General features: G+C 66.7%; 25 protein-coding genes. 21 read left to right on the forward strand and 4 right to left on the reverse strand.

The genetic code is table 11. The features are described 5' to 3' along the window. Positions 1-243: 243 nt before the first annotated feature. The 3 genes from feaR to paaY form a co-directional block, all read right to left on the reverse strand. Positions 244-1,161, reverse strand: coding sequence for a transcriptional regulator FeaR (gene feaR / locus ABKS89_RS16415; RefSeq protein ID WP_081519802.1), 918 nt, complete (start codon positions 1,159-1,161; stop codon positions 244-246). A gap of 165 nt (positions 1,162-1,326) precedes the next feature. Further along, the gene (paaX, locus tag ABKS89_RS16420; protein WP_081519801.1) at positions 1,327-2,250 is read right to left on the reverse strand and encodes a phenylacetic acid degradation operon negative regulatory protein PaaX; all 924 of its coding nucleotides are present in this window, start codon (positions 2,248-2,250) and stop codon (positions 1,327-1,329) included. Between the two features lie 77 nt (positions 2,251-2,327). Further along, positions 2,328-2,939, reverse strand: coding sequence for a phenylacetic acid degradation protein PaaY (gene paaY, locus ABKS89_RS16425; RefSeq protein ID WP_348586146.1), 612 nt, complete (start codon positions 2,937-2,939; stop codon positions 2,328-2,330). Positions 2,940-3,315: 376 nt separating this feature from the next. On the opposite strand from paaY, the gene paaF reads away from it, so the two are divergent. The 13 genes from paaF to paaZ all read left to right on the forward strand — a co-directional run bounded on the left by paaF (position 3,316) and on the right by paaZ (position 16,711). Further along, positions 3,316-4,089 carry a 2,3-dehydroadipyl-CoA hydratase PaaF gene (paaF, locus tag ABKS89_RS16430; RefSeq protein ID WP_348586147.1) on the forward strand — a complete coding sequence of 258 codons (774 nt, stop codon included), beginning with the start codon at positions 3,316-3,318 and terminating at the stop codon, positions 4,087-4,089. A gap of 51 nt (positions 4,090-4,140) precedes the next feature. Continuing rightward, the gene (paaG, locus tag ABKS89_RS16435) at positions 4,141-4,932 is read left to right on the forward strand and encodes a 2-(1,2-epoxy-1,2-dihydrophenyl)acetyl-CoA isomerase PaaG (RefSeq protein WP_348586148.1); all 792 of its coding nucleotides are present in this window, start codon (positions 4,141-4,143) and stop codon (positions 4,930-4,932) included. Positions 4,933-4,935: 3 nt separating this feature from the next. Then, a complete protein-coding gene (gene paaH / locus ABKS89_RS16440; RefSeq protein WP_348586149.1) occupies positions 4,936-6,453 on the forward strand; it encodes a 3-hydroxyacyl-CoA dehydrogenase PaaH in 1,518 nt (505 codons plus the stop codon). Next, positions 6,446-6,886 carry a hydroxyphenylacetyl-CoA thioesterase PaaI gene (gene paaI / locus ABKS89_RS16445; RefSeq protein WP_192296150.1) on the forward strand — a complete coding sequence of 147 codons (441 nt, stop codon included), beginning with the start codon at positions 6,446-6,448 and terminating at the stop codon, positions 6,884-6,886. Before paaH ends, paaI begins: the two co-directional genes overlap by 8 nt. A 5-nt stretch (positions 6,887-6,891) precedes the next feature. Next, the gene (gene pcaF, locus ABKS89_RS16450; protein WP_518301051.1) at positions 6,892-8,097 is read left to right on the forward strand and encodes a 3-oxoadipyl-CoA thiolase; all 1,206 of its coding nucleotides are present in this window, start codon (positions 6,892-6,894) and stop codon (positions 8,095-8,097) included. A gap of 174 nt (positions 8,098-8,271) precedes the next feature. Continuing rightward, complete coding sequence (paaK, locus tag ABKS89_RS16455; RefSeq protein ID WP_348586151.1) at positions 8,272-9,591, forward strand: phenylacetate--CoA ligase PaaK; 1,320 nt, start codon at positions 8,272-8,274, stop codon at positions 9,589-9,591. Positions 9,592-9,960: 369 nt separating this feature from the next. After that, entirely contained in the window at positions 9,961-10,314 is a 354-nt protein-coding gene (locus tag ABKS89_RS16460; protein WP_348586152.1) for a DUF1428 domain-containing protein, read from the forward strand. A gap of 423 nt (positions 10,315-10,737) precedes the next feature. Next, positions 10,738-11,730 carry a 1,2-phenylacetyl-CoA epoxidase subunit PaaA gene (gene paaA / locus ABKS89_RS16465; protein WP_348586153.1) on the forward strand — a complete coding sequence of 331 codons (993 nt, stop codon included), beginning with the start codon at positions 10,738-10,740 and terminating at the stop codon, positions 11,728-11,730. Positions 11,731-11,750: 20 nt separating this feature from the next. Then, a complete protein-coding gene (gene paaB, locus ABKS89_RS16470; protein ID WP_017520939.1) occupies positions 11,751-12,032 on the forward strand; it encodes a 1,2-phenylacetyl-CoA epoxidase subunit PaaB in 282 nt (93 codons plus the stop codon). Positions 12,033-12,042: 10 nt separating this feature from the next. Further along, positions 12,043-12,804, forward strand: a complete 762-nt coding sequence (gene paaC / locus ABKS89_RS16475; RefSeq protein ID WP_348586154.1) for a 1,2-phenylacetyl-CoA epoxidase subunit PaaC — start codon at positions 12,043-12,045, stop codon at positions 12,802-12,804. Then, positions 12,791-13,324 (forward strand): 1,2-phenylacetyl-CoA epoxidase subunit PaaD, encoded by a 534-nt coding sequence (paaD, locus tag ABKS89_RS16480; protein WP_138215574.1) that lies wholly within the window; start codon positions 12,791-12,793, stop codon positions 13,322-13,324. The genes paaC and paaD overlap by 14 nt, the downstream gene beginning before the upstream one ends. 25 nt (positions 13,325-13,349) lie before the next feature. Continuing rightward, positions 13,350-14,426 carry a 1,2-phenylacetyl-CoA epoxidase subunit PaaE gene (gene paaE, locus ABKS89_RS16485; RefSeq protein WP_138215573.1) on the forward strand — a complete coding sequence of 359 codons (1,077 nt, stop codon included), beginning with the start codon at positions 13,350-13,352 and terminating at the stop codon, positions 14,424-14,426. A gap of 233 nt (positions 14,427-14,659) precedes the next feature. Further along, a complete protein-coding gene (gene paaZ / locus ABKS89_RS16490) occupies positions 14,660-16,711 on the forward strand; it encodes a phenylacetic acid degradation bifunctional protein PaaZ (RefSeq protein ID WP_348586155.1) in 2,052 nt (683 codons plus the stop codon). A 94-nt stretch (positions 16,712-16,805) separates the two neighbouring features. Here paaZ and ABKS89_RS16495 read toward each other — a convergent pair whose 3' ends face one another. Continuing rightward, positions 16,806-17,174, reverse strand: a complete 369-nt coding sequence (locus tag ABKS89_RS16495; RefSeq protein ID WP_348586156.1) for a GFA family protein — start codon at positions 17,172-17,174, stop codon at positions 16,806-16,808. A 153-nt stretch (positions 17,175-17,327) separates the two neighbouring features. On the opposite strand from ABKS89_RS16495, the gene ABKS89_RS16500 reads away from it, so the two are divergent. The 8 genes from ABKS89_RS16500 (at position 17,328) to ABKS89_RS16535 (ending at position 25,990) form a co-directional block, all read left to right on the forward strand. Next, positions 17,328-18,527: an MFS transporter gene (locus ABKS89_RS16500; protein WP_348586157.1), complete on the forward strand. Its 1,200-nt coding sequence runs from the start codon at positions 17,328-17,330 to the stop codon at positions 18,525-18,527. A 19-nt stretch (positions 18,528-18,546) separates the two neighbouring features. Then, a complete protein-coding gene (gene dkgB, locus ABKS89_RS16505) occupies positions 18,547-19,350 on the forward strand; it encodes a 2,5-didehydrogluconate reductase DkgB (protein WP_348586158.1) in 804 nt (267 codons plus the stop codon). Positions 19,351-19,408: 58 nt separating this feature from the next. Next, the gene (locus ABKS89_RS16510; protein WP_348586159.1) at positions 19,409-20,416 is read left to right on the forward strand and encodes a zinc-binding dehydrogenase; all 1,008 of its coding nucleotides are present in this window, start codon (positions 19,409-19,411) and stop codon (positions 20,414-20,416) included. A gap of 167 nt (positions 20,417-20,583) precedes the next feature. Next, positions 20,584-21,366, forward strand: coding sequence for an SDR family oxidoreductase (locus ABKS89_RS16515; protein ID WP_138215567.1), 783 nt, complete (start codon positions 20,584-20,586; stop codon positions 21,364-21,366). Between the two features lie 295 nt (positions 21,367-21,661). After that, entirely contained in the window at positions 21,662-22,567 is a 906-nt protein-coding gene (locus tag ABKS89_RS16520; RefSeq protein WP_081520426.1) for a LysR family transcriptional regulator, read from the forward strand. A gap of 101 nt (positions 22,568-22,668) precedes the next feature. Then, positions 22,669-24,834 carry an FUSC family protein gene (locus ABKS89_RS16525; RefSeq protein WP_348586160.1) on the forward strand — a complete coding sequence of 722 codons (2,166 nt, stop codon included), beginning with the start codon at positions 22,669-22,671 and terminating at the stop codon, positions 24,832-24,834. Then, positions 24,824-25,030 carry a DUF1656 domain-containing protein gene (locus tag ABKS89_RS16530; protein ID WP_045207441.1) on the forward strand — a complete coding sequence of 69 codons (207 nt, stop codon included), beginning with the start codon at positions 24,824-24,826 and terminating at the stop codon, positions 25,028-25,030. Before ABKS89_RS16525 ends, ABKS89_RS16530 begins: the two co-directional genes overlap by 11 nt. Continuing rightward, complete coding sequence (locus ABKS89_RS16535) at positions 25,031-25,990, forward strand: HlyD family secretion protein (protein WP_138215565.1); 960 nt, start codon at positions 25,031-25,033, stop codon at positions 25,988-25,990. Positions 25,991-26,000: the final 10 nt, after the last annotated feature.

The following is a 26,000-nucleotide window of genomic DNA, read 5'->3' on the forward strand; positions in this document are numbered from 1 at the left end:
GGGTCTTTTCCTCTGTGCCAGACGTGTTGGCGGGAGTGCCAGGATGGCGCTCAGGTGACCAGGGTCATGGCGGGAAAGCGTTCGCGAGCAAGCTCGCTCCTACAGTTCCCCGAATACGCCACAGCCGCTCTTCGTAGGAGCGAGCTTGCTCGCGAACCCTCCTGGCGTATGAGCCGGCGGCAGGCAGCGATACCCATCAATAGGCGGCACAAGACCGCCGGGTATCGCCGTCCACCACCCGAGTCAATTCGCGTAGCGCTTGCGGTACTCGCCCGGCGACACCCCGAAGCGGCCCTTGAAGGCTGTGGAGAAGTAGCTCGAATCGGAGAAGCCCCAGGCATAACCGAGCGCCGACAGCTTCTGCTCGAACTGGGCGTTGCGCAGGGTCTCGGCGCAGAAGTCCAGGCGGCGGTTCTTGATGTACTGCGCCACCACCAGGCCCTTCTTGGCAAACATGCGGTACAGGCCGCGCACCGAGATGCCTACCTCACGGGCGATCAGCTCGGGGCAGAGTTCTTCGGCGCCGATGTGCTGGTCGATGAAGGCCGTGGCCTTGCGGAACATGCGTTCGTGGTTGTCCTGCTCGGCGTCCTGGCTGGCCAGCGCGGGGCGCAGCAGCGTCACCAGGGCGTCCAGGGTCGCCTCGCTTTCCAGCATGCCGAGGCTTTCCTGCTGGCTGGTCTCGACGATCAGGCGGTTGGCGAGCACGGCGATCGGCGAGCTGGCCGGGATTTTCGACGCGCAGGTCACTTCAGACATGCGCAGGCCGCGCTCGATCACCTGGCGCGGCAGGATCAGCGAGAGCTGCCGGGATTCCTCCAGGTAGGTCATGTCGCTGGGCCGGCTGGCGTCGATCAGGCTGATGTCGCCACGCGACAGTTCCACGCGGTTGTCGCCCTGCTCCAGGCGCGAGCGTCCTTCGAGCTGGAACACCGCGTAATAGTGCCCGCCGGCGCTGGTGCCGACTTCCTTGCTGGTCCGGTACAGGTGCACCTGGGCCATGTCGACCACGGAAAGCTTGATCGCACCGCCCTGGTATTCGCGCAACCGTCCATGGAACTGGGGGCCGAGGGTGCGCGCATCGAAACGACCGCACGCCCGGTTGACCTGTCCCAGCCACGCCTCGAAAGCGTCATCCCTCAATGTCGATGAAGAATTCATGACCTGCAAAGCCTCACACGCATTGTTTGTTGTTATTCAGCGACGGCCTCCAGGGCCTGTCGTCATCGTTCGCGGCCGCCCTCTATAAGGAAGGTCGCACCGCGCTGTCCCCGCCCTGCAACCGCAACGTTGCAAAGCGAGAGGCATTTTTCACGCCAACTCCTGTCAGTTCAATCCGCCGAAGCGCTTGTAGAAGCTCTCGCCGACGTCCGGTAGCGGGCCGTCGGCGGTCTCCAGGTTGCGGTTCAGCCAGTCCTCGGCCTTGGCGTGGATCAGTCGGTAGATGTTGCGGCACAGCTGCCGCGCCGCGCGCCCTTCCCAATCCCCCGGCAGCAGTTCGTCGGGCAATTGTGGGTCACGCAGGAGCAGCCGGCGGTATTCGTGGATCAACAGGGTGCGCGCGAGGAAGCAGTCTTCCGGGCGCAGTTGGTCCTGCTCGCGCAGCGCTTGCCAGAGCGGGCGGAACAGCTGGATGAATTCGCTGTAGTGCTCACCGAGTTCGTCGATCTTCCAGCTCTCGCGCACCTGCATGCGCATGGCGCGGGAGGCCAGCACGTCCTGGGCGCGGGTTTCGAAGACGATGCAGTCATCGGCCACGTCGAGGTCCTGCAGGGTCGCCATGACATCGCTGCGGTCGGCCCGCGGGCAGGCCATAACGGTCGGCGAAATGGCGCCGAAGCCTTGCCATTCCAGTTCCTCACGGACCTGCTTGCGCTTGTCGGCGGCGATCTGCGAGAGCATCACCAGGGTCCAGGAACCGTCCCAGGCCGGCAGGCTGGAGCTGTAGACGCGCTTGAAGGCCTTCTCGAAACGCCGCCGGCCGGTGCCGGTCAGGCTGTAGTAACTACGCCGGCCAACCTTCTCGGCAGTCAGCCAGTCTTCCTTGGTCAGCCGGAAGATCGAGGTACGGATCAGCCGCTCGTTGATACCGAAGGGTTCCAGCAGATTGATCAGGCTGCCCAGCCAGACGGTGCCGCCGTGGGGTTCGATGGCATCGCCATACAAGGTGATGATCAGCGAACTGGCGCGGATCGGCGTCTGTTCCTGGAAGCGATTGATCAGCTGATTCAGCGGTGCTAGAGCGGTCATGGCACGTTGCGCAGTCGAAGGAGCGGCGACTATACCTGCCCGCCGCACCGCCTGGCCATTGGAGCGAACCCCAGTACTCATGCGCCCTTCCCTACCCCTGCCTCGGCTTTGGGCCGGAAACCGGAATCACCCAGGCGCGGACGCGCTTCTTCTATTTCCGCCAAAGGCTGGCATTCCACCAGGCTATCGATGCAGCGCTTGGCCAGGGCCTGGTATTCCTCGGTGCCGCGGCGCTTCCAGGCGATCTCTTCGTCGCTCAGGCTGCGCTTGACGCTGGCCGGAGCGCCCATCACCAGGCTTTGCGGCGGGCAGTCGAACTTGGCTTTGACGAAGGCGGCAGCTGAAACGATGGAGCGCGCGCCGATCTGCGCGTAATCCATCACCACGGCGTTCATCCCTACCAGGGCGTCCTCGCCGATGCGGCACCCGTGCAGTACCGCGCCATGGCCGATGTGGCCGTTGCGCTCGACGACGGTGTCGCTGTCCGGGAACCCGTGCATGACGCAGGTGTCCTGAAGGTTCGCGCCTTCTTCGAGGACGATCCGCCCGAAGTCGCCGCGCAACGCCGCCAGCGGGCCGACATAGCAGCCGGGGCCGACGATGACGTCGCCGATCAGCACGGCGGTGGGATGGACAAAGGCGGTCGGATGAACGACCGGGCGCACGCCTTCGAGGCTGTAGCAGGGCATCGGGTTCTCCTGCGGCGCTGCCGGCGTTCCGGCATCACCGCACAAAGCGATTTGTTCTTTTGCAAATTTTGTATCACATCAAGGTGAGTACCTCCAATCTAAATCTGACGTATCACTTCCGAATGATGTTGCCAGGACGACGAAAAGGCTTATAAAACCAGTAAATACGCTGCATGGAAGGCATTTCTCAACCACCCGCCTGCCCACTCGGTGGCATCGGCATAAATACTTTAGACACGCGATTCAACTTTTGTAGTTGTTTTTCCGTATCACTTTAGGCCTATACTGCGAGAAGGCCGGAGACGGGCAACGCCTGCCTCCCATAATTCCAATACAGCCGGCCATGCAGCCGCGCGTGCAGCCTGAGGACGATGTCATGCCTCGCACCCTTGCCGTTCAGATGCCTGAAGCGGGCGTCCGCCTGATCACCCTGCAGCGCCCCGAGGCGCTCAACGCACTGAACACCGAACTGCTCGGTGAACTGGCCGCCGAACTCGACGCCGCCGAGCAGGACAGCGAAACCCGCGCCGTGGTGCTGACCGGCAGCCGCAAGGCCTTCGCCGCCGGCGCCGATATCAAGGAAATGGCCGAGCGCGACCTGGTCGGCATCCTCAATGACCCGCGCGTCGGCTACTGGCAGCGCATCGCCGCCTTTTCCAAGCCATTGATCGCCGCCGTCAACGGCTTCGCCCTGGGCGGCGGCTGCGAGCTGGCGATGCACGCCGACATCCTCGTTGCCGGCGAAGACGCGCGCTTCGGCCAGCCGGAAATCAACCTCGGCATCATGCCCGGAGCCGGCGGCACCCAACGCCTGCTGCGCGCCGTGGGCAAGCCGCTGGCGATGCAGATGGTACTCACCGGCGAAGCCATCGACGCCCGCCACGCCCAGCGCGCCGGCCTGGTCAGCGAAGTCACCCAACCCGAGTTCACCGTGGAGCGCGCCCTGCAGATCGCCCGCAGCATCGCCGCCAAGGCGCCGCTCTCCGTGCGACTGGCCAAGGAAGCGCTGCTCAAGGCACAGGACACCGATCTGGCCAGCGGCCTGCGCTTCGAGCGCCACGCCTTCACCCTGCTGGCCGGCACCGCCGACCGCGACGAAGGCATCCGCGCCTTCCAGGAAAAACGCCAGCCGGCCTACGAAGGCCGCTGAGCACCACCCCTTTCTGCCCATTGTCTGCCCTTTGATGGAGCGAGCCCGCCCATGAACTTCGAGCACATCCTGTTTTCCATCGAGGACGGCGTCGCCCTCCTCAGCCTGAACCGCCCGGAGCAGCTCAACAGCTTCAACGCCGCCATGCATGGCGAAGTGCGCGAGGCACTCAAGCAGGTCCGGCAGAACCCGGAAGCCCGCGTCCTGTTGCTGACCGGCGAAGGCCGTGGCTTCTGCGCAGGCCAGGACCTGTCCGACCGCAACGTTGCCCCTGGCGCGGAAGTGCCGGACCTCGGCCAGTCCATCGAGCAGTTCTACAACCCGCTGATCCGCACCCTGCGCGACCTGCCGCTGCCAGTCATCTGCGCGGTCAACGGCGTGGCCGCCGGCGCCGGCGCGAACATTCCGCTGGCCTGCGACCTGGTGCTGGCGGCGCGCTCGGCCAGCTTCATCCAGGCCTTCTGCAAGATCGGCCTGATCCCCGATTCCGGCGGCACCTGGACGCTGCCGCGCCTGGTCGGCATGGCCCGTGCCAAGGCGCTCGCCCTGCTGGGCAATCGCCTGAGCGCCGAACAGGCCGAGCAATGGGGCCTGATCTACCAGGTGGTGGATGACGCCAACCTGCGCGAGGAAGCCCTCAAGCTCGCCCGCCACCTGGCGACCCAGCCGACCTACGGCCTGGCCCTGATCAAGCGCAGCCTCAACGCCAGCCTGAACAACAGCTTCGACGAGCAGCTGGAGCTGGAGCGTGACCTGCAGCGCCTGGCCGGCCGCAGCGAGGACTACCGCGAGGGCGTGTCTGCCTTCATGGAAAAACGCACCCCCAGCTTCAAGGGCCGCTGATCCATGAGCGCACTTTCGAAAGACGCAAAAGTCGCGGTGATCGGTGCCGGCGCCATGGGTGCGGGCATCACCCAGGTCGCCGCGCAAGCCGGTCACCCGGTAAAGCTCTACGACAACCGCCCCGGCGCCGCCGCCCAGGCCATCGACGGCATCGACCGCCAGCTCGGCCGCCTGGTAGAAAAAGGCAAGCTCGACGCTGATGCCCGCAGCGCCATCGTGGCCCGCCTGCAACCGGTGGAAGCCATCGAGGCGCTGGCCGATTCGAAGCTGGTGATCGAGGCCATCGTCGAAAACCTGGAGGTCAAGCGCGGCCTGTTCCAGCAGCTGGAAGCGCTGTGCGCCCTGGACTGCATCCTCGCCAGCAACACCTCTTCGCTGTCCATCACCAGCCTGGCCGCCGGCCTCGAACGCCCACAGCAAGTGGTCGGCATGCACTTCTTCAACCCGGCACCGCTGATGGCGCTGGTGGAAGTCGTCTCCGGCCTCGCCACCGATCCAGCACTGGCTGACAGCCTGTATGCCACCTCGCTGGCCTGGGGCAAGAAGCCGGTCCACACCAAGTCCACGCCCGGCTTTATCGTCAACCGCGTGGCGCGCCCCTTCTATGCCGAAAGCCTGCGCCTGTTGCAGGAAGGCGCCGCCGACTGCGCCACACTGGATGCGCTGATGCGCGACGCCGGCGGCTTCCGCATGGGCGCCTTCGAGCTGACCGACCTGATCGGCCATGACGTCAACTACGCCGTCACCTGCTCGGTGTTCGCCGCCTACTACGGCGACTTCCGCTTCCAGCCCTCGCTGATCCAGAAGGAGCTGGTGGACGCCGGCCGCCTCGGCCGCAAGAGTGGCCGGGGCTTCTACGACTACGCCGAAGGCGCCGAGCGCCCGCAGCCGGTGAGCCTGAGCAGCAGCGCCAGCGTGACCTCCTGCGTACTGGAAGGTGACCTGGGCGTCGCCCAGCCGCTGGTGCAACGGCTGAAGGATGCCGGCATCGAGATCACCCAGCGCGCCGGCAGCGGCCTGCTGCGGGTCGGTGATGCTGTAGTGGCGCTGTCCGACGGCCGCCTCGCCAGCCTGCGCGCCAGGGAAGACGGCCTGCGCAATCTCGTCCTGATCGACCTCGCCCTGGATTACAGCAAGGCTTCGCGCCTGGGCATTTCCGCCTCGGCGGACACCACGCCCGCAGCGCTGGATCAGGTCGTCGCCCTGCTCGCCAAGGCCGGCATCGCCGCCAGCCGCCTGAGCGATACACCCGGCCTCGCCGTACTGCGCACCGTCGCCATGCTCGCCAACGAAGGCGCCGACGCGGTGCTGCAAGGCGTGGGTAGCGCTGGCGACATCGACCTCGCCATGCGTGCCGGGGTGAACTACCCGCAGGGCCCGCTGGCCTGGGCCGCGCAGATCGGCATCGGCAATGTCCTGCGCGTGCTCGACAACCTGCAGGCCGCGTACGGCGAGGATCGCTATCGCCCGTCCCTGCTGCTGCGCCGCCTGCACGCCGAGGGGAGAAATTTCCATGACTGACGCCACCCAATTGGCCCGCGACTGCGCCGAGGCCATGTACGAGCGCGACCAGGCCACCCGTCGCATGGGCATCCAGTTACTGGATGCCGGTCCGGGCAGCGCCAGGCTATCGATGCGCGTGCGCGAGGACATGATCCAGGGCCACGGCACCTGCCACGGCGGCTACCTGTTCGCCCTCGCCGACTCGGCCTTCGCCTTCGCCTGCAACAGCTACAACGACGCCACTGTCGCCATCGGCTGCAGCATCGATTACGTGGCGCCGGCCCGCGAAGGCGACGAGCTGATCGCCAGCGCCTTCGAACAGAGCCGCAGCGGCCGCACCGGTAACTACGACGTGCGCATCGAGAATTCCCAGGGCCAGCTGATCGCCCTGTTCCACGGCAAATCCTACAAAGTGCGCGGCACCGTGCTGGCGCAGGAGACCTCCGAATGAGCGATATGACCGACGCCCTGATCATCGACGCCGTGCGCACGCCCATCGGCCGCTACGCCGGCGCCCTGTCCGGCGTGCGCGCCGACGACCTCGCCGCCGTCCCGATGAAGACCCTGATGCAGCGCCACCCGGAGCTGGACTGGAGCGCCATCGACGACGTGATCTTCGGCTGTGCCAACCAGGCCGGCGAAGACAACCGCAACGTCGCCCACATGGCCTCGCTGCTGGCCGGCCTGCCGGTGACCGTACCCGGCACCACGCTGAACCGCCTGTGCGGCTCGGGCCTGGATGCCGTGGGCAGCGCCGCGCGCGCCCTGCGCTGCAATGAAGCCGGCCTGATGCTGGCCGGCGGCGTGGAATCCATGTCCCGCGCGCCGTTCGTGATGGGCAAGTCCGAGCAGGCTTTCGGCCGTAGCGCGGAAATCTTCGACACCACCATCGGCTGGCGCTTCGTCAACAAACTGATGAAGCAGCAGTTCGGCATCGACTCCATGCCCGAGACGGCGGAGAACGTCGCCGAGCAGTTCAACATCAGCCGCGCCGACCAGGACGCCTTCGCCCTGCGCAGCCAGCACAAGGCTGCCGCCGCGCAAGCCAACGGCCGCCTGGCGAAGGAAATCGTCCCGGTGGAAATCCCCCAGCGCAAAGGCCCGGCCAAGGTCATCGAGCAGGATGAACACCCGCGCGGCGACACCACCCTGGAGCAATTGGCCAAGCTCGGCACGCCGTTCCGCGAAAACGGCAGCGTCACCGCCGGCAACGCCTCGGGCGTCAACGACGGCGCCTGCGCCCTGCTGATGGCAACCCCGGCCGCCGCCGCACGCCACGGCCTGAAGGCCCGCGCCCGCGTGGTGGCCATGGCCACCGCTGGCGTCGAGCCGCGGATCATGGGCATCGGCCCGGTGCCGGCGACCCGCAAGGTGCTGGAGCTGGCCGGCCTGTCGTTGAACGACATGGACGTGATCGAGCTGAACGAAGCCTTCGCCGCCCAGGGCCTCGCGGTCCTGCGCGAGCTGGGCCTGGCGGACGACGATGCACGGGTGAACCCCAACGGCGGCGCCATCGCCCTCGGCCATCCGCTGGGCATGAGCGGCGCGCGCCTGGTCACCACCGCCCTGCATGAGCTGGAGGAACGCGGCGGCCGCTACGCGCTGTGCACCATGTGCATCGGCGTCGGCCAGGGCATTGCGCTGATCATCGAGCGAATCTGATCCATCGGCGGGATCGAACCCCGCACCGCCAGTCGCCTCCGTGCAGCGTCTGGCAGGCAGAGCAAAGTCTCTGGCAGGGGTTCGAATCCTTCCGCAAACGGGGGCGCTATGCTGCTCCCATGACACTCGCAGCCCTCACCAGGGCTGGCGTACAAGAACAAATCGAGTGAACCCATGAACATGTACCATGATGCCGAACGTGCCCTGCTTGACCCGATGGAAACCGCCAGTGTCGACGAGCTGCGCCAGCACCAGCTGGAGCGCCTGCGCTGGAGTCTCAAGCATGCCCACGACAACGTCCCGCTGTACCAGAAGCGCTTCGCCGAAGCCGGCGTACACCCGGACGACCTGACTTCCCTGGACGATCTCGCCAGGTTCCCCTTCACCGGCAAGAACGACCTGCGCGACAACTACCCGTACGGCATGTTCGCCGTACCGCAGCAGGAAATCGTGCGCCTGCACGCCTCCAGCGGCACCACCGGCAAACCCACCGTGGTCGGCTACACGCAGAACGACATCGACACCTGGGCCAACGTGGTCGCCCGCTCCATCCGCGCCGCCGGCGGCCGCAAGGGTGACAAGGTGCACGTGTCCTATGGCTACGGCCTGTTCACCGGCGGCCTGGGTGCGCACTACGGCGCCGAGCGCCTGGGCTGCACCGTGATCCCGATGTCCGGCGGCCAGACCGAGAAGCAGGTCCAGCTGATCCGCGACTTCCAGCCGGACATCATCATGGTCACCCCGTCCTACATGCTCAACATCGCCGACGAGATCGAGCGCCAGGGCGTCGACCCGCACAGCCTCAAGCTGCGCCTGGGCATCTTCGGTGCCGAACCCTGGACCGCCGAGCTGCGCCGCGCCGTCGAGGAACGCATGGGCATCACCGCCCTGGACATCTACGGCCTCTCGGAAATCATGGGCCCGGGCGTGGCCATGGAGTGCGCCGAGACCAAGGACGGCCCGACCGTCTGGGAAGACCACTTCTACCCCGAGATCATCGACCCGGCGACCGGCGCCGTGCTGCCCGACGGCCAATACGGCGAGCTGGTGTTCACCTCGCTGTCCAAGGAAGCGCTGCCGATGATCCGCTACCGCACCCGCGACCTGACCCGCCTGCTGCCGGGCACCGCGCGGCCGATGCGACGCATCGACAAGATCACCGGGCGCAGCGACGACATGCTGATCATCCGCGGCGTCAACGTCTTCCCGACCCAGGTCGAGGAGCAGGTGCTGAAGATCAGGCAGCTCGCCGAGTGCTACGAGATCCACCTGCACCGCAACGGCAACCTCGACTGCATCGACATCCACGTCGAACTGCGCCACGACCTGCAGGGCCTCTCGGCGGACGAGCAGAAGGCGATTGGCAGCGAGCTGAGCAAGCAGGTCAAGACCCACATCGGCGTCAGCGCCCGTGTGTTGGTGCAGCCCTCGCACAGCCTCAAGCGCTCGGAAGGCAAGGCCTGCCACGTGTACGACAACCGGCCCAAGGGCTGAGTCTTGGCGTGATCGAAAGCCCCGCTTCGGCGGGGCTTTTCATTGCTCGCTCCCTGCAGAATCGGGGCTTGAGCTCTCGCTTGACGCAGGCCTTGCCGGCGGATCGCGGGCATGGCCCGCTCCTACAGGTAAAGCGCGGGGCCGGCCTGTAGGAGCTGGCCATGCCTGCGACAGCCCGAGCGCTGGAGTATTCGGGTTGACGCCCGCTCGCGAGCAAGCTCGCTCCTGCATCTCTCACCCAACCCTTCGCGCAACGAAGACCGCCCGTCGCCCCACCACCCGCCCCCTGTCGATCCTCAATCCCGTCCTTCGACTATTCCTCAAAAGCAGGCGGCATCCGGCCGTCCGCCTATCCGCAGGAGATGAACGATGAACTATGTCGATGGCTTCCTCGTAGCGGTACCCACCGCCAAGCGCGAACGCTACATAGAGGTCGCGCGAAAAGCGGCGGCGATGTTCAGGGAGTACGGCGCGCTCGGCGTCGTGGAGTGCTGGGGCAATGACGTGCCCGAGGGCAAGGTGACCTCCTTCCCCATGGCGGTGAAACTCAAGGAGGACGAAACCGTGGTGTTCTCCTGGATCACCTGGCCGAGCAAGGAGGTGCGCGATGCCGGCATGAAGAAGTTCATGGAAGACCCGCGGATGAAGACCGAATTCAACGACATGCCCTTCGACGGGCAACGCATGATCTTCGGCGGCTTCGAGGTCATCGTCCAAGCCTGACCCACTCCGCTCCTGCAGACACCCCCTGCAGGAGCGGGCCACGCCCGCGATCCGCCGGCAAGGCCGGCGCCAAGCCGCGACGCCGCCCTTCAAGCCCTCAACGCGACACATAAACTCTTCACACAAAGAACTCGTTTTACGTATCACTTCGTCGCCTTATAGCTCCATCCCCAGGGCATCAACGCACCGCGACAGAACACAGCAAGCTCCAGAACGTTACCCGCACAATCACTACACTTACCGGAGTAAATCCCGACAAATGCGCCTCTTATTGCCCCTGAAACCTCCGCGAAATCCACCAAAGCGATACCAAGCCCACTTACGACACATCATTTATTGTTAGACATTCATTTCTGTATCATTTAAAAATACAGCCATGGCCAAGGCCGTCCCACGAACAAGACAAAAGGCTGGAGACACAGCATGTACGCACAACTGGTTGAGACCGGCGTGAAGCGCATCAAGGCACTGGAGGAGATGTCCCCCGAGGAACGCGCCTTCCAGGAAAAGATCGATGCCGAGGTGAAGATCGAGGCGAAGAACTGGATGCCCGACGCCTACCGCCAGACGCTGATCCGGCAGATTTCCCAGCACGCCCACTCCGAGATCGTCGGCATGCTGCCCGAGGGCAACTGGGTGACCCGCGCGCCGACCTTGAAGCGCAAGCTGCAGCTGATGGCGAAGATCCAGGACGAAGCCGGCCACGGCCTCTACCTCTACAGCGCCATGGAAACCCTGGGCGCCGACCGCGACGCCGAGATCGCCAAGCTGCATTCGGGCAAGGCCAAGTACTCGAGCATCTTCAACTACCCGACGCTGAACTGGGCCGACATGGGCGCGGTGGGCTGGCTGGTGGATGGCGCCGCCATCGTCAACCAGGTAGTGCTCCAGCGCACCTCCTACGGCCCCTACTCCCGCGCGATGATCCGCATCTGCAAGGAAGAGAGCTTCCACCAGCGCCAGGGCTACGAAATCCTCCTGACCATGATGCGCCACGGCAACCAGGCGCAGAAGGACATGGTCCAGGACGCCATCAACCGCCTCTGGTGGCCGGCCCTGATGATGTTCGGCCCGAGCGATGCCGACTCCCCCAACAGCGCCCAATCCATGGCCTGGAAGATCAAGCGGCAGAGCAACGACGAGCTGCGCCAGCGCTTCGTCGACCAGACCGTGCCGCAGCTGGAACTGCTCGGCTGCACCGCTCCGGACCCGCACCTGAAGTGGAACGAGGAGCGCGGCCACTACGACTTCGGCGACATCCAGTGGGAAGAGTTCTACGAAGTGCTCAAGGGCAACGGCCCGTGCAACACCGAGCGCGTCGCCACTCGCCGCAAGGCCATCGAAGACGGCGCCTGGGTCCGCGAAGCCGCGGTCGCCTACGCCCGCAAACAACAACAGAAACGCGACGCCGCCTGAGCCGCGAGGAGAGAGAAGTCATGTCCGAGTGGACCCTTTTTGAAGTTTTCGTGCGCAGCAAGCACGGCCTGAACCACAAGCACGTTGGCAGCGTCCACGCCGCCGACGCAGCCATGGCCATCGAGAACGCCCGCGAGCTGTACACCCGCCGCAACGAAGGCGTGAGCCTGTGGGTCGTGCCCTCCGCGCTGATCACCGCCTCCTCCCCCGACGAGAAGGACCCGCTGTTCGACCCGTCGCAGGACAAGGTCTACCGCCACGCCAGCTTCTACGAGCTGCCGCCCGAAGTCGGCCACATGTGAGATCGCGTGCATGAATCCGCATAACGACAAGATCGAATACCTGCTGCGCCTCGCCGACAGCGCCCTGATCCAGGGCCAGCGCCTGTGCGAATGGTGTGGCCACGCCCCGGCGCTGGAAGAAGAACTGGCGCTGATGAACGTCGGCCTCGACCTCGTGGGCCAGGCGCGCAACTGGTACGAGTACGCGGTGGAACTGCTGGACGATGGCCGCGATGCCGACGCCCTGGCCTTCCGCCGCGACGAGCGCGCCTTCCGCAACCTGCTGCTGGTGGAGCAGCCCAACGGCGACTTCGCCGTAACCATCACCAAGCAGTTCCTCTATGACGCCTGGCACTTCCACGTGCTGCACGCCCTGAGCGCCTCCAGCGACGAGCGCATCGCCGCCATCGCCGCCAAGGGTCTGAAGGAAGTCACCTACCACCTGCGCCGCTCCGGCGAATGGATGCAGCGCCTGGGCGACGGCACCGAGCAGAGCCATGCGCGCATGCTCGCGGCTATCCCGCAGGTATGGCGCTTCACCGTAGAACTCTGCAATGCCGACGAGATCGAGCAACGCCTGTTCGCCGAGGGCGTAGCGCCGAACCCGGAAGAACTCGCCGACGCGTGGAAGGCCAAGGTCGCCGACATCTTCGCCGCCGCCACCCTGCCGCTGCCGGAACCTGCGGTGAACTTCTACCTCAGCGGCCGTCGCGGCGTGCACACCGAGCACCTGGGCATCCTCCTGGCCGAGATGCAGTTCCTCCAGCGGGCCTACCCCGATGCGACCTGGTGAGCTGATTACCAGCGACCGCGGCGCGCGCGCCGGCACGGCTGACGACCTCAGCCATGCCTGGAACGTGCTCGGCGCGGTAATGGACCCGGAAGTTCCGGTGGTCAGCGTCGTCGAACTGGGCATCGTTCGCGGTCTCGACTGGCAGGACGGGCACCTGCACGTGGTGGTCACCCCGACCTACTCCGGCTGCCCGGCCACCGAGGTCATCGAGCAGGACATCCAGCACGCCCTGGAGCATGCCGGCTTCGCCGCGCCGCAACTGGAGCGCCGGCTGAACCCCGCCTGGACCACCGACTGGATCAGCGACAGCGGCCGCGAGGCCCTGCGCGTCTACGGAATCGCCCCGCCGGCCGGCAGCACCAGCAAGCGCAGCCTGCTCGGCGAAAGCCCGGAAGTCTGCTGCCCGCAGTGCGGCAGCGCGCGCACCGAGCTGCTCAGCGAGTTCGGCTCGACCGCCTGCAAGGCGCTGTACCGCTGCGTCGACTGCCGCGAACCGTTCGACTACTTCAAGTGCATCTGAGCGGCGCCGCCGCCGGAGAAGAACAATGAGCAAGTTCCACAGCCTGAAAATCAAGGAAGTGCGCGCGGAAACCCGCGACGCCGTGTCCATCGCCTTCGACGTCCCGGCGGACCTGGCCGACAGCTTCCGCTTCCAGCACGGCCAGCACCTGGTCATGCGCACCCAGCTCGACGGCGAGGAAGTGCGCCGCTCCTACTCCATCTGCAGCGGCGTCAATGACGGCGAACTGCGCGTGGCGATCAAGCGCGTGCCGGGCGGACGTTTCTCCGCCTATGCCAATGAAGCACTGAAGGTCGGCGCCAGCCTGGAAGTCATGCCGCCAGCCGGCCATTTCAACGTCCAGCTCGACCCGGCGCGCCACGGCAACTACCTGGCGGTCGCCGCCGGCAGCGGCATCACGCCGATCCTGTCGATCGTCAAGACCACCCTGGAAACCGAGCCGAACAGTCGCGTCACCCTGCTCTACGGCAACCGCTCCAGCAACGCCGCGATGTTCCGCGAGCAGCTCGAAGACCTGAAGAACCGCTACCTGCAACGACTCAACCTGATCTTCGTGTTCAGCCGCGAACAGCAGGACGTGGACCTCTACAACGGCCGCATCGACGCCGACAAGTGCGGCCAGCTGTTCAGCCGCTGGCTCGACGTGAAGAGCCTGGACGCCGCCTTCATCTGCGGCCCGCAGGCGATGACCGAGACCGTGCGCGACCAGCTCAAAGGCAACGGCATGCCGGCCGAGCGCATCCACTTCGAACTGTTCGCCGCCGCTGGCAGCGAAAGCAAGCGCGAGGCCCGCCAGGCCGCCGCCGCGATCGACAGCGCGAAGAGCCAGATCACCGTGATCAGCGATGGCCGCGAGCTGTCCTTCGAGCTGGCCCGCAACAGCGTCAGCGTGCTCGATGCCGGCAACGAGCACGGCGCCGAACTGCCTTACTCCTGCAAGGCCGGCGTGTGCTCGACCTGCAAGTGCAAGGTGGTCTCCGGCGAAGTGGAAATGGACAGCAACTTTGCCCTGGAGGACTACGAAGTGGCGGCCGGCTACGTGCTGAGCTGCCAGGCGTATCCGATCAGCGACAGCGTGGTGCTGGATTTCGACCAGCTCTGAGCCGTAGCTGCGGACTCAACCTGTAGGAGCGCCCCATGGCCCGCTCCTACTGGGAGCGTCGTGCTCCGAATGCTCCACCGCCAGCGCCCCACAAGGACCCTGGCGGGCCTTATCCGGCGGCTCGTCCCGCCACCTTGCTCTTCATATGAAGAATGCACCGCCAACGCCCACCCGGCGCGGCGGTCACCGGCACCAGCCGGCACCCTTGCGTAGCGATCCGGAGGAAGACAACCATGGCCCAAGAGCCAATCCTGCAAAGTTTCATCGGCGGCCGCTGGGTCGGCCAGCACGGCGCCCAGGCGCTGCGAAGTGCGCTCAACGGCCAGACCGTGGCACGCACCCACGAAGAGGCGCTGGACTTTGCTGAAGCCGTCGCCCATGCCCGTGAGCAGGGCCTGAAAGAACTGATGTCCATGGACTTCCAGCAGCGCGCCCAGCGCCTGAAGGCCCTGGCGCTGTACCTGACCGAACGCAAGGAACAGCTCTACGAGATTTCCCGCCACAGCGGCGCCACCCGCGCCGACAGCTGGATCGACATCGAAGGCGGCGCCGGCACCCTGTTCGCCTACGCCGGCGTCGGCGGCCGCGAGCTGCCGTCGGGCAACATCGTCCACGAAGGCCCGGCGATTCCGCTGGGCAAGACCGGCAAGTTCGCCGGCAGCCACATCCTGGTGCCGCGCGGCGGCATCGCCGTGCACATCAACGCCTTCAACTTCCCCATCTGGGGGATGCTGGAAAAGTTCGCGCCGAGCTTCCTCGCCGGCATGCCGTGCATCGTCAAACCGGCCACCGCCACCAGCTACATCACCGAAGCCGCGGTGCGCGTAATGCATGAGTCCGGCCTTCTGCCGGCCGGCAGCCTGCAGCTGATCATCGGCGGCACCGGCGACCTGCTGGACCGCCTGCAAGGCCAGGACGTGGTGACCTTCACCGGCTCCGCCGACACGGCCGCCAAGCTGCGCGTGAACCCCAACCTGATCCGCAACTCGGTGCCGTTCAACGCCGAAGCCGACTCGCTGAACTGCGCCATCCTCGCCCCGGACGTCACCCCGGACGACGAGGAGTTCGACCTCTTCGTCAAGGAAGTGGCCCGCGAGATGACCGCCAAGGCCGGGCAGAAATGCACCGCCATCCGCCGCGCCATCGTCCCCGCCAAACACATCGACGCCTTGGCCGAGCGTCTGCGTGAGCGCCTGGCCAAGGTCGTGGTCGGTGACCCGTCGGTGGAAGGCGTGAAAATGGGCGCCCTGGCCTCCCACGCCCAGCAGTCCGACGTCGCCGAGCGCGTCGAAGCACTGCTGAAGTCCAGCGAGCTGGTCTTCGGCGCCAAGGATGGCTTCGCCCCGCGTGGCGACGGTGTCAGCGAAGGCGCGTTCTTCGCCCCGACCCTGCTGCGCAGCCGTGACCCGCATGCCGAAGGCGGCGCCCACGACATCGAGGCCTTCGGCCCGGTGAGCACCCTGATGGCCTACGACGATATCGACGAAGCCATCGCACTCGCCGCCCGCGGCAAGGGCAGCCTGGTGGCGAGCCTGATTACCCGTGATCCGCAGGTAGCCGCCAAGGTCGTCCCGGCCATGGGCGCGCTGCACGGTCGCCTGCACATTCTCGACCGCGAATCCGCCGCCGAATCCACCGGCCACGGCTCGCCGCTGCCGGTGCTCAAGCACGGCGGCCCGGGTCGTGCCGGTGGCGGTGAAGAACTGGGCGGCCTGCGAGCCGTGAAGCACTACCTGCAGCGCACTGCGGTACAGGGCTCGCCGACCATGCTGATGGCCGTCACCGGCGAATACGTGCGCGGCGCCAAGGTCTACGAGACCGAGGTGCACCCCTTCCGCCGCTACTTCGACGACCTGAAGATCGGCGAATCGCTGCTGACCCACCGCCGCACGGTCACCGAAGCCGACCTGGTCAACTTCGGCTGCCTGTCGGGCGACCACTTCTATATGCACTTCGATGAGCTGGCAGCGAAGGACTCGCAGTTCGGCAAGCGCATCGCCCACGGCTATTTCGTGCTCTCGGCAGCCGCCGGCCTGTTCGTCTCCCCCGGCGTCGGCCCGGTGCTGGCCAACTACGGCCTGGACACGCTGCGCTTCATCAACCCGGTGGGCATCGGCGACACCATCCAGGCGCGCCTGACCTGCAAGCGCAAGATCGACCAGGGCAAAAAGAGCCCCAAGGGCGAGCCGCAGGGAGTGGTGGCCTGGGACGTGGAAGTCACCAACCAGCTCGGCGAGCTGGTAGCCAGCTACGACATCCTCACGCTGGTACTCAAGCGCGCGTGATGCGCTGAGCGCAGCGACTCCAGTGTCATTCTCTACCGGCCTTCGGGCCGGTTTTTTATGCCTGCAACTCCGAGGGGTGCGAACCATGCCCGCATCAGCCCGGACCTCGGCCGCCCACGGTAGTCATGCTCTTGCCGTCCACCCGCCGCACCGGCAGCGACTCCGGATCGAACCCGTCGATACAACAGGCATTCACGCTGAGCAGCGCCGGATTGCTGCGGCGCTGGTGGTAGACGTAGATGCCGCACGTCCCGCAGAAATAATGCAGCGCGACGCCGCTGTTCCAGCGATACAGGTGCAAGGCCTGGTCGCCGCGGGTCAGGCGGAAGTTGTCCTTCGGCACGGTGGCCATCAGGGCGTTGCGCTTGCCGCACAGCGAACAGTCGCAGCGCACCAGCTCATCGAGTTCCGCGTCGAAGGCAAAAGCCACCGCGCCGCAGTGGCAGGTGCCGGTGTAATGCATGGCCGATTCCTCTTAACGAATGCACTGAGCGTAGCCGTCCGGCCCATTCGTGACTCCCAATCAACTATCCTTTGTCGTTGCCTGCGTTTTTCTCAAGGGCCGACTTCCGGACAATGCCTCCCATCGCATCCCATTCGTCCGGAGCCCCACACCATGCCCCTCGCACTCCTGGCGCTGACGCTCAGCGCCTTCGCCATCGGCACGACGGAGTTCGTCATCGTCGGCCTGATCCCGACCATCGCCACCGACCTGGGCGTCACCCTGCCCTCCGCCGGCCTGCTGGTCAGCCTCTACGCCCTGAGCGTCGCCATCGGCGCGCCGCTGCTCACCGCCATAACCGGGCGCATCCCGCGCAAGGCCTTGCTGGTCGGCCTGATGGCGCTGTTCACCATCGGCAACCTGGTGGCCTGGCAGGCACCCAGCTACGAATCGCTGATCATCGCGCGGATCCTCACCGGCCTCGCCCACGGCGTGTTCTTCTCGGTCGGATCGATCATCGCCACCAGCCTGGTGAGCAAGGACAAGGCCGCCAGCGCCATCGCCACGATGTTCAGCGGCATGACCGTCGCCTTCGTCACTGGTATCCCGCTGGGCACCTTCATCGGCCAGCACCTGGGCTGGCGCGTGACCTTCCTGGTAGTCGCCGCCTTCGGCGTGGTCGCCCTGCTCGGCAGCCTGCTGTTCGTGCCGAAGAACATCCAGCACACCCCGCCGGCACCACTGCTGCGCCAGGCCCGCGTGCTGCTGCAACCGCGTCTGCTGCTGGTCTATGCGATGACTGCGGTGGGCTACGGCGGCTCGCTGATCGCCTTCACCTTCCTCGCGCCGATCCTCCAGGACCTGGCCGGATTCAGCCCGAACATGGTCGGCGCCGTGCTCCTGGCCTACGGTGTCTCGGTGGCCATCGGCAACATCTGGGGCGGCCGCCTGGCGGACAAGCGCGGCCCGGTGAGCGCACTAAAGATCATCTTTGGCCTGCTGGCTTCGGTACTGCTGGTGCTGACCTTCACTGCCGGCAACCCGTGGCTGGTGGTGCTGACAGTGCTGGCCTGGGGCGCAGTGGCCTTCGGCAACGTGCCCGGCCTGCAGGTGTATGTCGTGCAACAGGCCGAGCGCGTGGCGCCGGATGCCGTGGACGTGGCCGCGGGCTTCAACATCGCCGCGTTCAACCTCGGCGTGGCTGGCGGGTCCTGGGCGGGCGGCCTGGTCGTCAGCCACCTGGGCCTGGGCCACACACCCTGGATTGCAGCCGTCGTCACCCTCGCCGCTTTCGGCCTGACCGCCCTGAGTGGCCGTCTGGACCGCAGCAATTCCATGGAACCGGCCGCCGCTGGCGCGGTTCCCACTCACTGATCGACCAAGGAGACTTCCCATGAGCGTTCCCGCATTCGGCCTCGGCACCTTCCGCCTCAAGGGCCAGACCGTCATCGACTCCATCCGCACCGCGCTGGAGCTGGGCTACCGCGCCATCGACACCGCGCAGATCTACGGCAACGAAGCCGACGTCGGCGAGGCCATTGCCGGCGCCAGGGTCAAGCGTGAGGAGCTGTACCTGACCACCAAGATCTGGACCGAGAACTACGCTGCCGACAAGCTGATCCCCAGCCTCAAGGACAGCCTGCACAAGCTGCGTACCGACCGCGTCGAACTGGCCCTGATCCACTGGCCATCACCCAAGGGAGAAGTGCCGGTCGCCGAATTCATGGGCGCCCTGGCCGAAGCCAAGGCCCAGGGTCTGACCGGCGAGATCGGCGTCTCCAACTTCACCATCGCGCTGATGCAGGAAGCCATCGCCGCGGTTGGCGCCGGCCAGATCGCCACCAACCAGGTGGAACTGCATCCCTACCTGCAGAACCGCAAGGTCGTGGATTTCGCCAAGAGCCAGGGCATCCACATCACCTCCTACATGACCCTGGGCTACGGCAAGGTGCTCAGCGACGGGGTGATCATCGAGATCGCCAAGCGCCACAGCGTCACCCCCGCACAGGTCACCCTGGCCTGGGCCATGCAGCTGGGTTACTCGGTGATTCCGTCGTCGACCAAGCGTGAGAACCTCGAAGGCAACCTGCGTGCCGTGGACCTGCGCCTGACCGACGCCGACATGGCCGCCATCGCCGCGCTGGAGCGCAACGAGCGCATCACCAGCCCGGAAAGCCTGGCCCCGGCCTGGGATTGATTCCTCGCTGTCTGACAGCCGCCCCTCGGGGCGGCTTTGCCGTTTCCAAGGAGTCTTCATGAGTACAAACGACTATGCCGCCTGGACCTGGACGCCCGGCGCCAGCCTTGACGGGCTGAGCCTCGCCCGCATGCCGGTGCCCACGCCGGGCCCGGACGAAGTGCTGGTGGCCAACACCGCCATCGCATTGAACCCGGTGGACTGGAAGATGATCGACTGGGGCCGCGACGACTGGCAGCAAGGCCAGGTGCCCGGCGTGGATGGCGTCGGCGTCATCATCGCGGTGGGCAGCGAGGTGAACCTGCGCGCCGGTACCCGCGTCGCCTACCACCAGGCGCTGACCCGCGGCGGCAGTTTTGCCGAATACACCCTGCTGCGCGCCCGCGCCGTCTACCCGGTTCCGGACTCGCTGGACGACGCCACTGCCGCCAGCCTGCCCTGCCCCGGCCTCACCGCCTGGCAGGCGCTGGACAAGCTGCCGGCCTGCCACAACCGCGACGTGCTGGTGACCGGCGCCGGCGGTGCCGTCGGCTACCTGCTGGCGCAACTCGCCCTGCAACGCGGCCTGCAACGCGGCCTGCGCGTGTGGGTGACGGCCTCGGCGAAGCACCGTGAACACCTGCTGCAACTGGGTGTCGCCGGAGTCTTCGACTACCGCGACGGCCAGTGGACCCAGCAACTGCTTGAAGCCCTCGGTCCGCGCCGCCTGCATGGGATCTTCGACACCGTCAGCGGCAACCATGCCGCCAGCCTCGCCCCGCTGCTGGGCTACAACGGCCATCTGGTGTGCATCCAGGATCGCCAGGAAAGCGCCCCGCTGCCGGCTTTCAGCACCGCCATCTCGCTGCATGAAGTGGCGCTCAACAGCATCCACGCCCACGGCGAAACCCTCGACTGGCAAGAGCTGCACGCCGGCGCAGAGCATCTGATGCAAGGCGTCGCCAGCGGCCAGTTGCAGGCGCCGGCGAAACAGTTCTTCGACTTCGCCGAACTGCCCGAAGCACTGCGCCGCTTGAAGTCCGGCGCAGGCAGCGGTAAATGGATCAGTCGCCTGCCGGCGGCCTGACCGGCGGCCGCCATTTCGCAGGGAGAACACGTCGTAGGATGGCGTGGAGCGCAGCGATACCCATCAACACCAGGCACCCGCAGCATGGGTATCGCTGCGCTCCACCCATCCTACAAAGACGCTCCCGGACAGTTCCGCCAAACACTCTCACCGAACAGGAGAACATCATGGATCTGGGCATCAATGGCCGCTGGGCCGTGGTCTGCGCCGCCAGCAAGGGCCTCGGCAAGGGCTGCGCCCTGGCGCTGGCCCGCGAGGGCGTGAACCTGGCGATCAACGCCCGCGACGTCGACACCCTCGCCGCCACCGCCGCCGAACTGCGCCAGCTGGGTGTGGAAGTGCGCGAAGTGGCCGGCGACATCAGTCAGCCGGACGTGCGCGCCGCGCTGCTCGCTGCCTGCCCGCAGGTGGATATCCTGGTCAACAACGCCGGCGGCCCGCCGCCCGGCGATTTCCGCGACTGGGAGCGCGAAGACTGGCTGCGCGCCCTGGAGCTGAACATGCTCACGCCCATCGAGCTGATCAAGGCCACCATCGACGGCATGGCCGAGCGCGGCTTCGGGCGCATCGTCAACATCACCTCCGGTTCGGTGAAAGCGCCGATCGCCACCCTTGGCCTGTCCAACGGCGCGCGCAGCGGCCTGACTGGCTTCGTCGCCGGCGTTGCCCGCCAGCCGCAGGTTGCCGGCAACAACGTGACCATCAACGGCCTGCTGCCCGGCTCCTTTGACACCGACCGCCTGCGCAGCGGCTTCCACCGCGCGGCGACCCTCAGTGGCCGCGACGAAGGCGAACTGGTGGATGCGGGCAAACAGGAAATCCCCGCGGGGCGCTTCGGCAGCGCCGAGGAGTTCGGCGCTTTCTGCGCCTTCCTCTGCAGCGCCCACGCCGGCTACCTGACCGGGCAGAACCTGTTGCTCGATGGCGGCGCCTACCCGGGCACCTACTGACCAGCCTCAGGCATGGACGTTAAATCAATCGCGGACAAAGTCCGCTCCTACGGCAACCCAAACACCGGAGCCGACCTGTAGGAGCGGGCCATGCCCGCGATCCGCCGGCAGGGCCGGCGCTGCTCAGCGAATACACTATTGCCGGGAGCAGCGGACTCGATATCGCCGACAGAGTCCGAGCTTATGACTTGCAGGAGCGCCCCATGGGCGCGATCGCGGGCATGGCCCGCTCCTACAGGGACATCCCCGCTTCAAGCCCCTACAATCACCCCGCCGCTCCCGAACAGGCCTGCCGATGAAAGCCCACTCCGACGAACTCAAGACCTTCGCCACGGTGATCGACTGCGGCTCCATCACCGCCGCCGCCGAACAGCTGGGCCTGACACCCTCGGCGGTGAGCCGGGCGCTGTCGAAGCTGGAGGAGAAGCTCGGCACCACCCTGCTCAACCGCACCACGCGGCGCATGAAGCTGACCGAGGAAGGCGAATTCTTTCTCGAGAACGCCCGCCACATCCTCGAACAGATGGACGCCCTGGAAGAACGCCTGGCCCTGCGCCAGCAATCCCCGGCCGGGCGCCTGCGGATCAACGCCGCGTCGCCCTTCATGCTGCACGCCGTGGTGCCGCATATCGGCGCCTTCCGCGAGCGCTACCCGGACATCGAGCTGCAGCTCAATACCAACGACCTCAATATCGACCTGCTGGAACAGAGCACCGACATCGCCATCCGCATCGGCCACCTCGCCGACTCCAGCCTGCACGCCCGTCCGCTGGGCAGCAGCCGCCTGAACCTGCTCGCTGCTCCCCAATACCTTGAGCGCCACGGCACCCCGACCAACCTGGAAGAGCTGCTCGGCCACTCGCTGCTGGGCTTCACCCAGCCCGAGGCGCTGAACGTCTGGCCGATCCGCCACGCCGGGGGCGACACCCTCACGGTCGACCCGTCGCTGTCCGCCTCCAGCGGCGAGACCTTGCGCCAGCTGGCCATCGGCGCCCAGGGCATCGCCTGCCTCGCCAGCTTCATGACCTGTGACGACATCCGTGCCGGGCGGCTGGTGCGCGTGCTGCCGGAGATGACCAGCGAACGCCGCCAGCCGATCCACGCGGTGTACTACCGCAACTCGCAGCTGGCGCTGCGCATCCAGTGCTTCCTCGACTTCATCCAGGAGCGTCTGGCGCAGTCGCTGCACGCCACCGGCTAAGCCAAGAAAATTCCCACAGCCGGAAAACCTCGACCACACTCAACAGGGTTCGCGACGCCCCAACGCCGGGGGCGTCTTCCCGCCGAGATCGAGGGCCTGGCATGTCACCCATGCTGCTGTACCTGCGCGCCATCATCCATCCTGGCCGCGATACCCTGCTGTTCGCCCTGCGCACCGTGCTCGCGGGGCTGCTGACGCTGTACCTGGCGTTCCTGCTCGACCTCGACCAGCCCAAGTGGGCGACCATGACGGTGGTGATCATCAGCACCCCGCTGGCCGGCATGACCCTGCAGAAAAGCTTCGCCCAGGTGATCGGCACCACCATCGGCGCCATGGTCGCCGTGGCCATCATGGCGTTGTTTCCCCAGGCGCCGCTGCCCTTCATCGTCACCCTGGCCCTGTGGCTGGCGCTCTGCACGGCCGGCGGCACCCTGATGCGCTTCACCTATTCCCATGCCTTCGTCCTCAGCGGCTTCACCGCGGTGATAGTTGCGCTGCTGGCCCAGCCGGCGCCCGAATCCACCTACACCCTGGCCATCACCCGCGTCACCGAAACCCTGCTCGGCGTGGCCTGCGTGACCCTGGTCAGCCTGTTCTTCGCCCGCCCGCAGAGCGTCGCGCGCGGCTACTTCGCCAAGGTCGACCAGTTGATCCGCCTGATCGCCGTGCACGCCGCCGCGGTGATCCGTGGCGAGGAGCTGGAGGAAGACTTCCAGCAACGCCAGAAGCAACTGCTGGGCGAAATCGCCGCCCTGGAGATGCTGCGCCGCCACCTGTATTTCGATGCCCCGCGCCTGCGCGGCGCCGATGAACTGGTGCAGCAGTTGGCCAACCAGCTGGTGCTGATGACGTCGCGGCTGGCCATCCTGCGGCGCCAGCGCAAGCTGATCGAAGCGCGCCTGAGCGGCCCGCTGCCCGAATCCGTGCGTCGCCTGCGCGAAGACGAACTGGCCTGCCTCGCCGAGCTGGCCGAATTCGGCCGCGACCTGCCCAACGCTACCCGCAAACGCATCACCCAGCTGCGCCAGCGCTTCGACGCCGCCGCGCGGCAGGCGGAAGAACTGGCCGACGGCCTGCCGACTTCACTACGTTCCCTGGCCTGGGCGCTGCGCTTCGAGCAGGCGCGGCTGATGCAGCAACTCGACGAGATGATCGAGCTGAGCGAGGCGATCCAGGAAGGCCGCCCCGGCAGCAGTTCCTATCCGCAGAGCCAGGCCCATGCCCTGCACCTGGACTTCCACCTCGCCGCAATGAACGCCACCCGCGCCTTCGTCGCGCTGTGCTGCGCCGGCTGGGTCTGGATCGAGACCGCCTGGGACGGCGCCCGCGCCGGGATGATCCTGGTCGGCATCCTCTGCTCGCTGCTCGCCACCTTCCCGCGCCCGCTGATGGCGAGCCTGGCCTACATGCGCGGGCTGGCCATGGCGTTGGTGGCGGCGGCACTACTGCAGTTCCTGTTGCTGCCCAGCGTTGGCGACTTCGAGATGCTCGCACTGTTCCTCACGCCACTGCTGTACGTGATCGCGGTGGGCCTGGCCAATCCGCAGACCGCCGGGATCGGCATCGGCCTCGGGCTGTCCACCTTCCTGCTGGTCGGCCCGCAGAACCAGGGCGCGTGGATCAACACCTCGCTGCAATGGTTCGAGTTCGCCGGCGGCTACGTCAGCGCCGGTGTGCTGGCGTTGCTGGTCTATGCCTGGGTGTTCCCCTTCGACGCCGATGCGCGCCTGCGCCGGCAATCGCGCCGCACCCGCGCCGAGGTGCGCTCGGTGCTGCTGTCCAAACCCAGCGAGGCGCGCCGCTTCCTGTTCGAGAGCCGCATGGTGGATCGCCTGGCGATCATGCTCGGGTTGCTGCCGGCGGCGCGCGACAGCCAGTCCGGCGAGCGCTTCCAGTGCAGCCTGGCGAGCATGACCCTGGGCGTGGTGCTGCACCAGCTACGCCGCGAGAGCCTGAACCCCAACGGCCTGCCGCAAGCCCTGCGCGAGCGCCTGTCGCTGCTGCTGGATGAACTCGCCGCCTGCCTCGACCAGCCACCCGCCGCGCCGCTGCACCGGGTACTGCCGGCCATCCGCGAGCTGGGCAACGAGCTGGACGAGCTGCAAAGCCACGGCAACTACCCCAGCGGCGATGCCATGCGCCCGGTGTTCGTCAGCGGCGTCGCACTGCTGGTCGCCGCCGAGCTGCTGGAACGCTTCCGCGACCTCTACGGCGAATCCGCCGACCTCCACGACGATCACGGGGAAGCCGCGCTGCATGCCCGTTGATATCGAACTGGGCGGGGTCTACCTGCCGCCGCTGGCCCAGGCGCTGCTGCTGGCCCTGCCGATCTTCCTGCTGCTGGACTGGAGCCTGCGTCGCCTCGGCGTCCTGCGCCTGGTCTGGCACGAGGCGCTGTTCGAAGGCGCACTCTATGCCTGCATCTGCGCGGGCCTGATCCTGCTCATGGGAGCCCTGCACTGAATGGCCAGCCTGCGCAAAGCCCTGCCACCCCTGATCACCCTGGCCGTGGTCGCCCTCGCCCTGATCCTCGGCTACTTCGCCTGGACCTACTACACCCAGGCGCCCTGGACCCGTGACGCGCGGGTACGCGCCGACGTGGTGACGCTGTCGGCGGACGTCACCGGGCGTATCGTCGAACTGCGGGTGAAGGACAACCAGCACGTCAGCAAGGGCGAGCTGCTGCTGAGCATCGACCCGGCGCGCTACGAACTGGCGGTACTGCACGCCGACCGCGCAGTGGAAGTTGCCCGCGCCGCACTCGGCCAGTCCCAGGCGGCCATCACTGCCAACCAGGCGCTGTTGCAGCAGCGCCATAGCGAGGAAGTCCGCCGTCGGGCGCTGAAGGCGCGTTCGGCGATCTCCAACGAGGAATGGGAGAAGGCCCAGACCGACGTCACCGTGGCCGAGGCCCAGCTGCTGCGCGAACAGGCCAACCTGGGCCTGGCGCAGGCCAATGTGGCGCTCTCCGAGGCCGCGCAGAAGCAGGCACGCCTGGACCTGGAGCGCACCCAGGTGGTGGCGCCGGTGAACGGCTACGTGACCAACCTGCTGACCCGCGCCGGCGATTACGCCACCGCCGGCCATTCACTGGTGGCGCTGGTGGACAGCGACTCCTTCTACGTCGGCGGCTACTTCGAGGAAACCAAGCTGCCGCGCATCCGCGAGGGGGATCAGGTGAACGTGCAACTGATGAGTGGCGAGCGCTTCGACGGTCACGTCGAGAGCATCGCCTTCGCCATCACCGACCGCGAGAACGTCGCCGGCGCGCGGCTGCTGGCCAACATCAACCCGAGCTACACCTGGGTGAAACTCGCCCAGCGCATCCCCGTGCGCATCGCCATCGACCCGGACTACAAGGGCCGCGACCGCCTGCGCGCCGGCACCACTGCCACCGTCAGCGTGGTCGAAGGCGCTCGCTAGACCCCGATCT

This window comes from Pseudomonas sp. LABIM340 (assembly GCF_040017195.2).
GTDB lineage: Bacteria > Pseudomonadota > Gammaproteobacteria > Pseudomonadales > Pseudomonadaceae > Pseudomonas.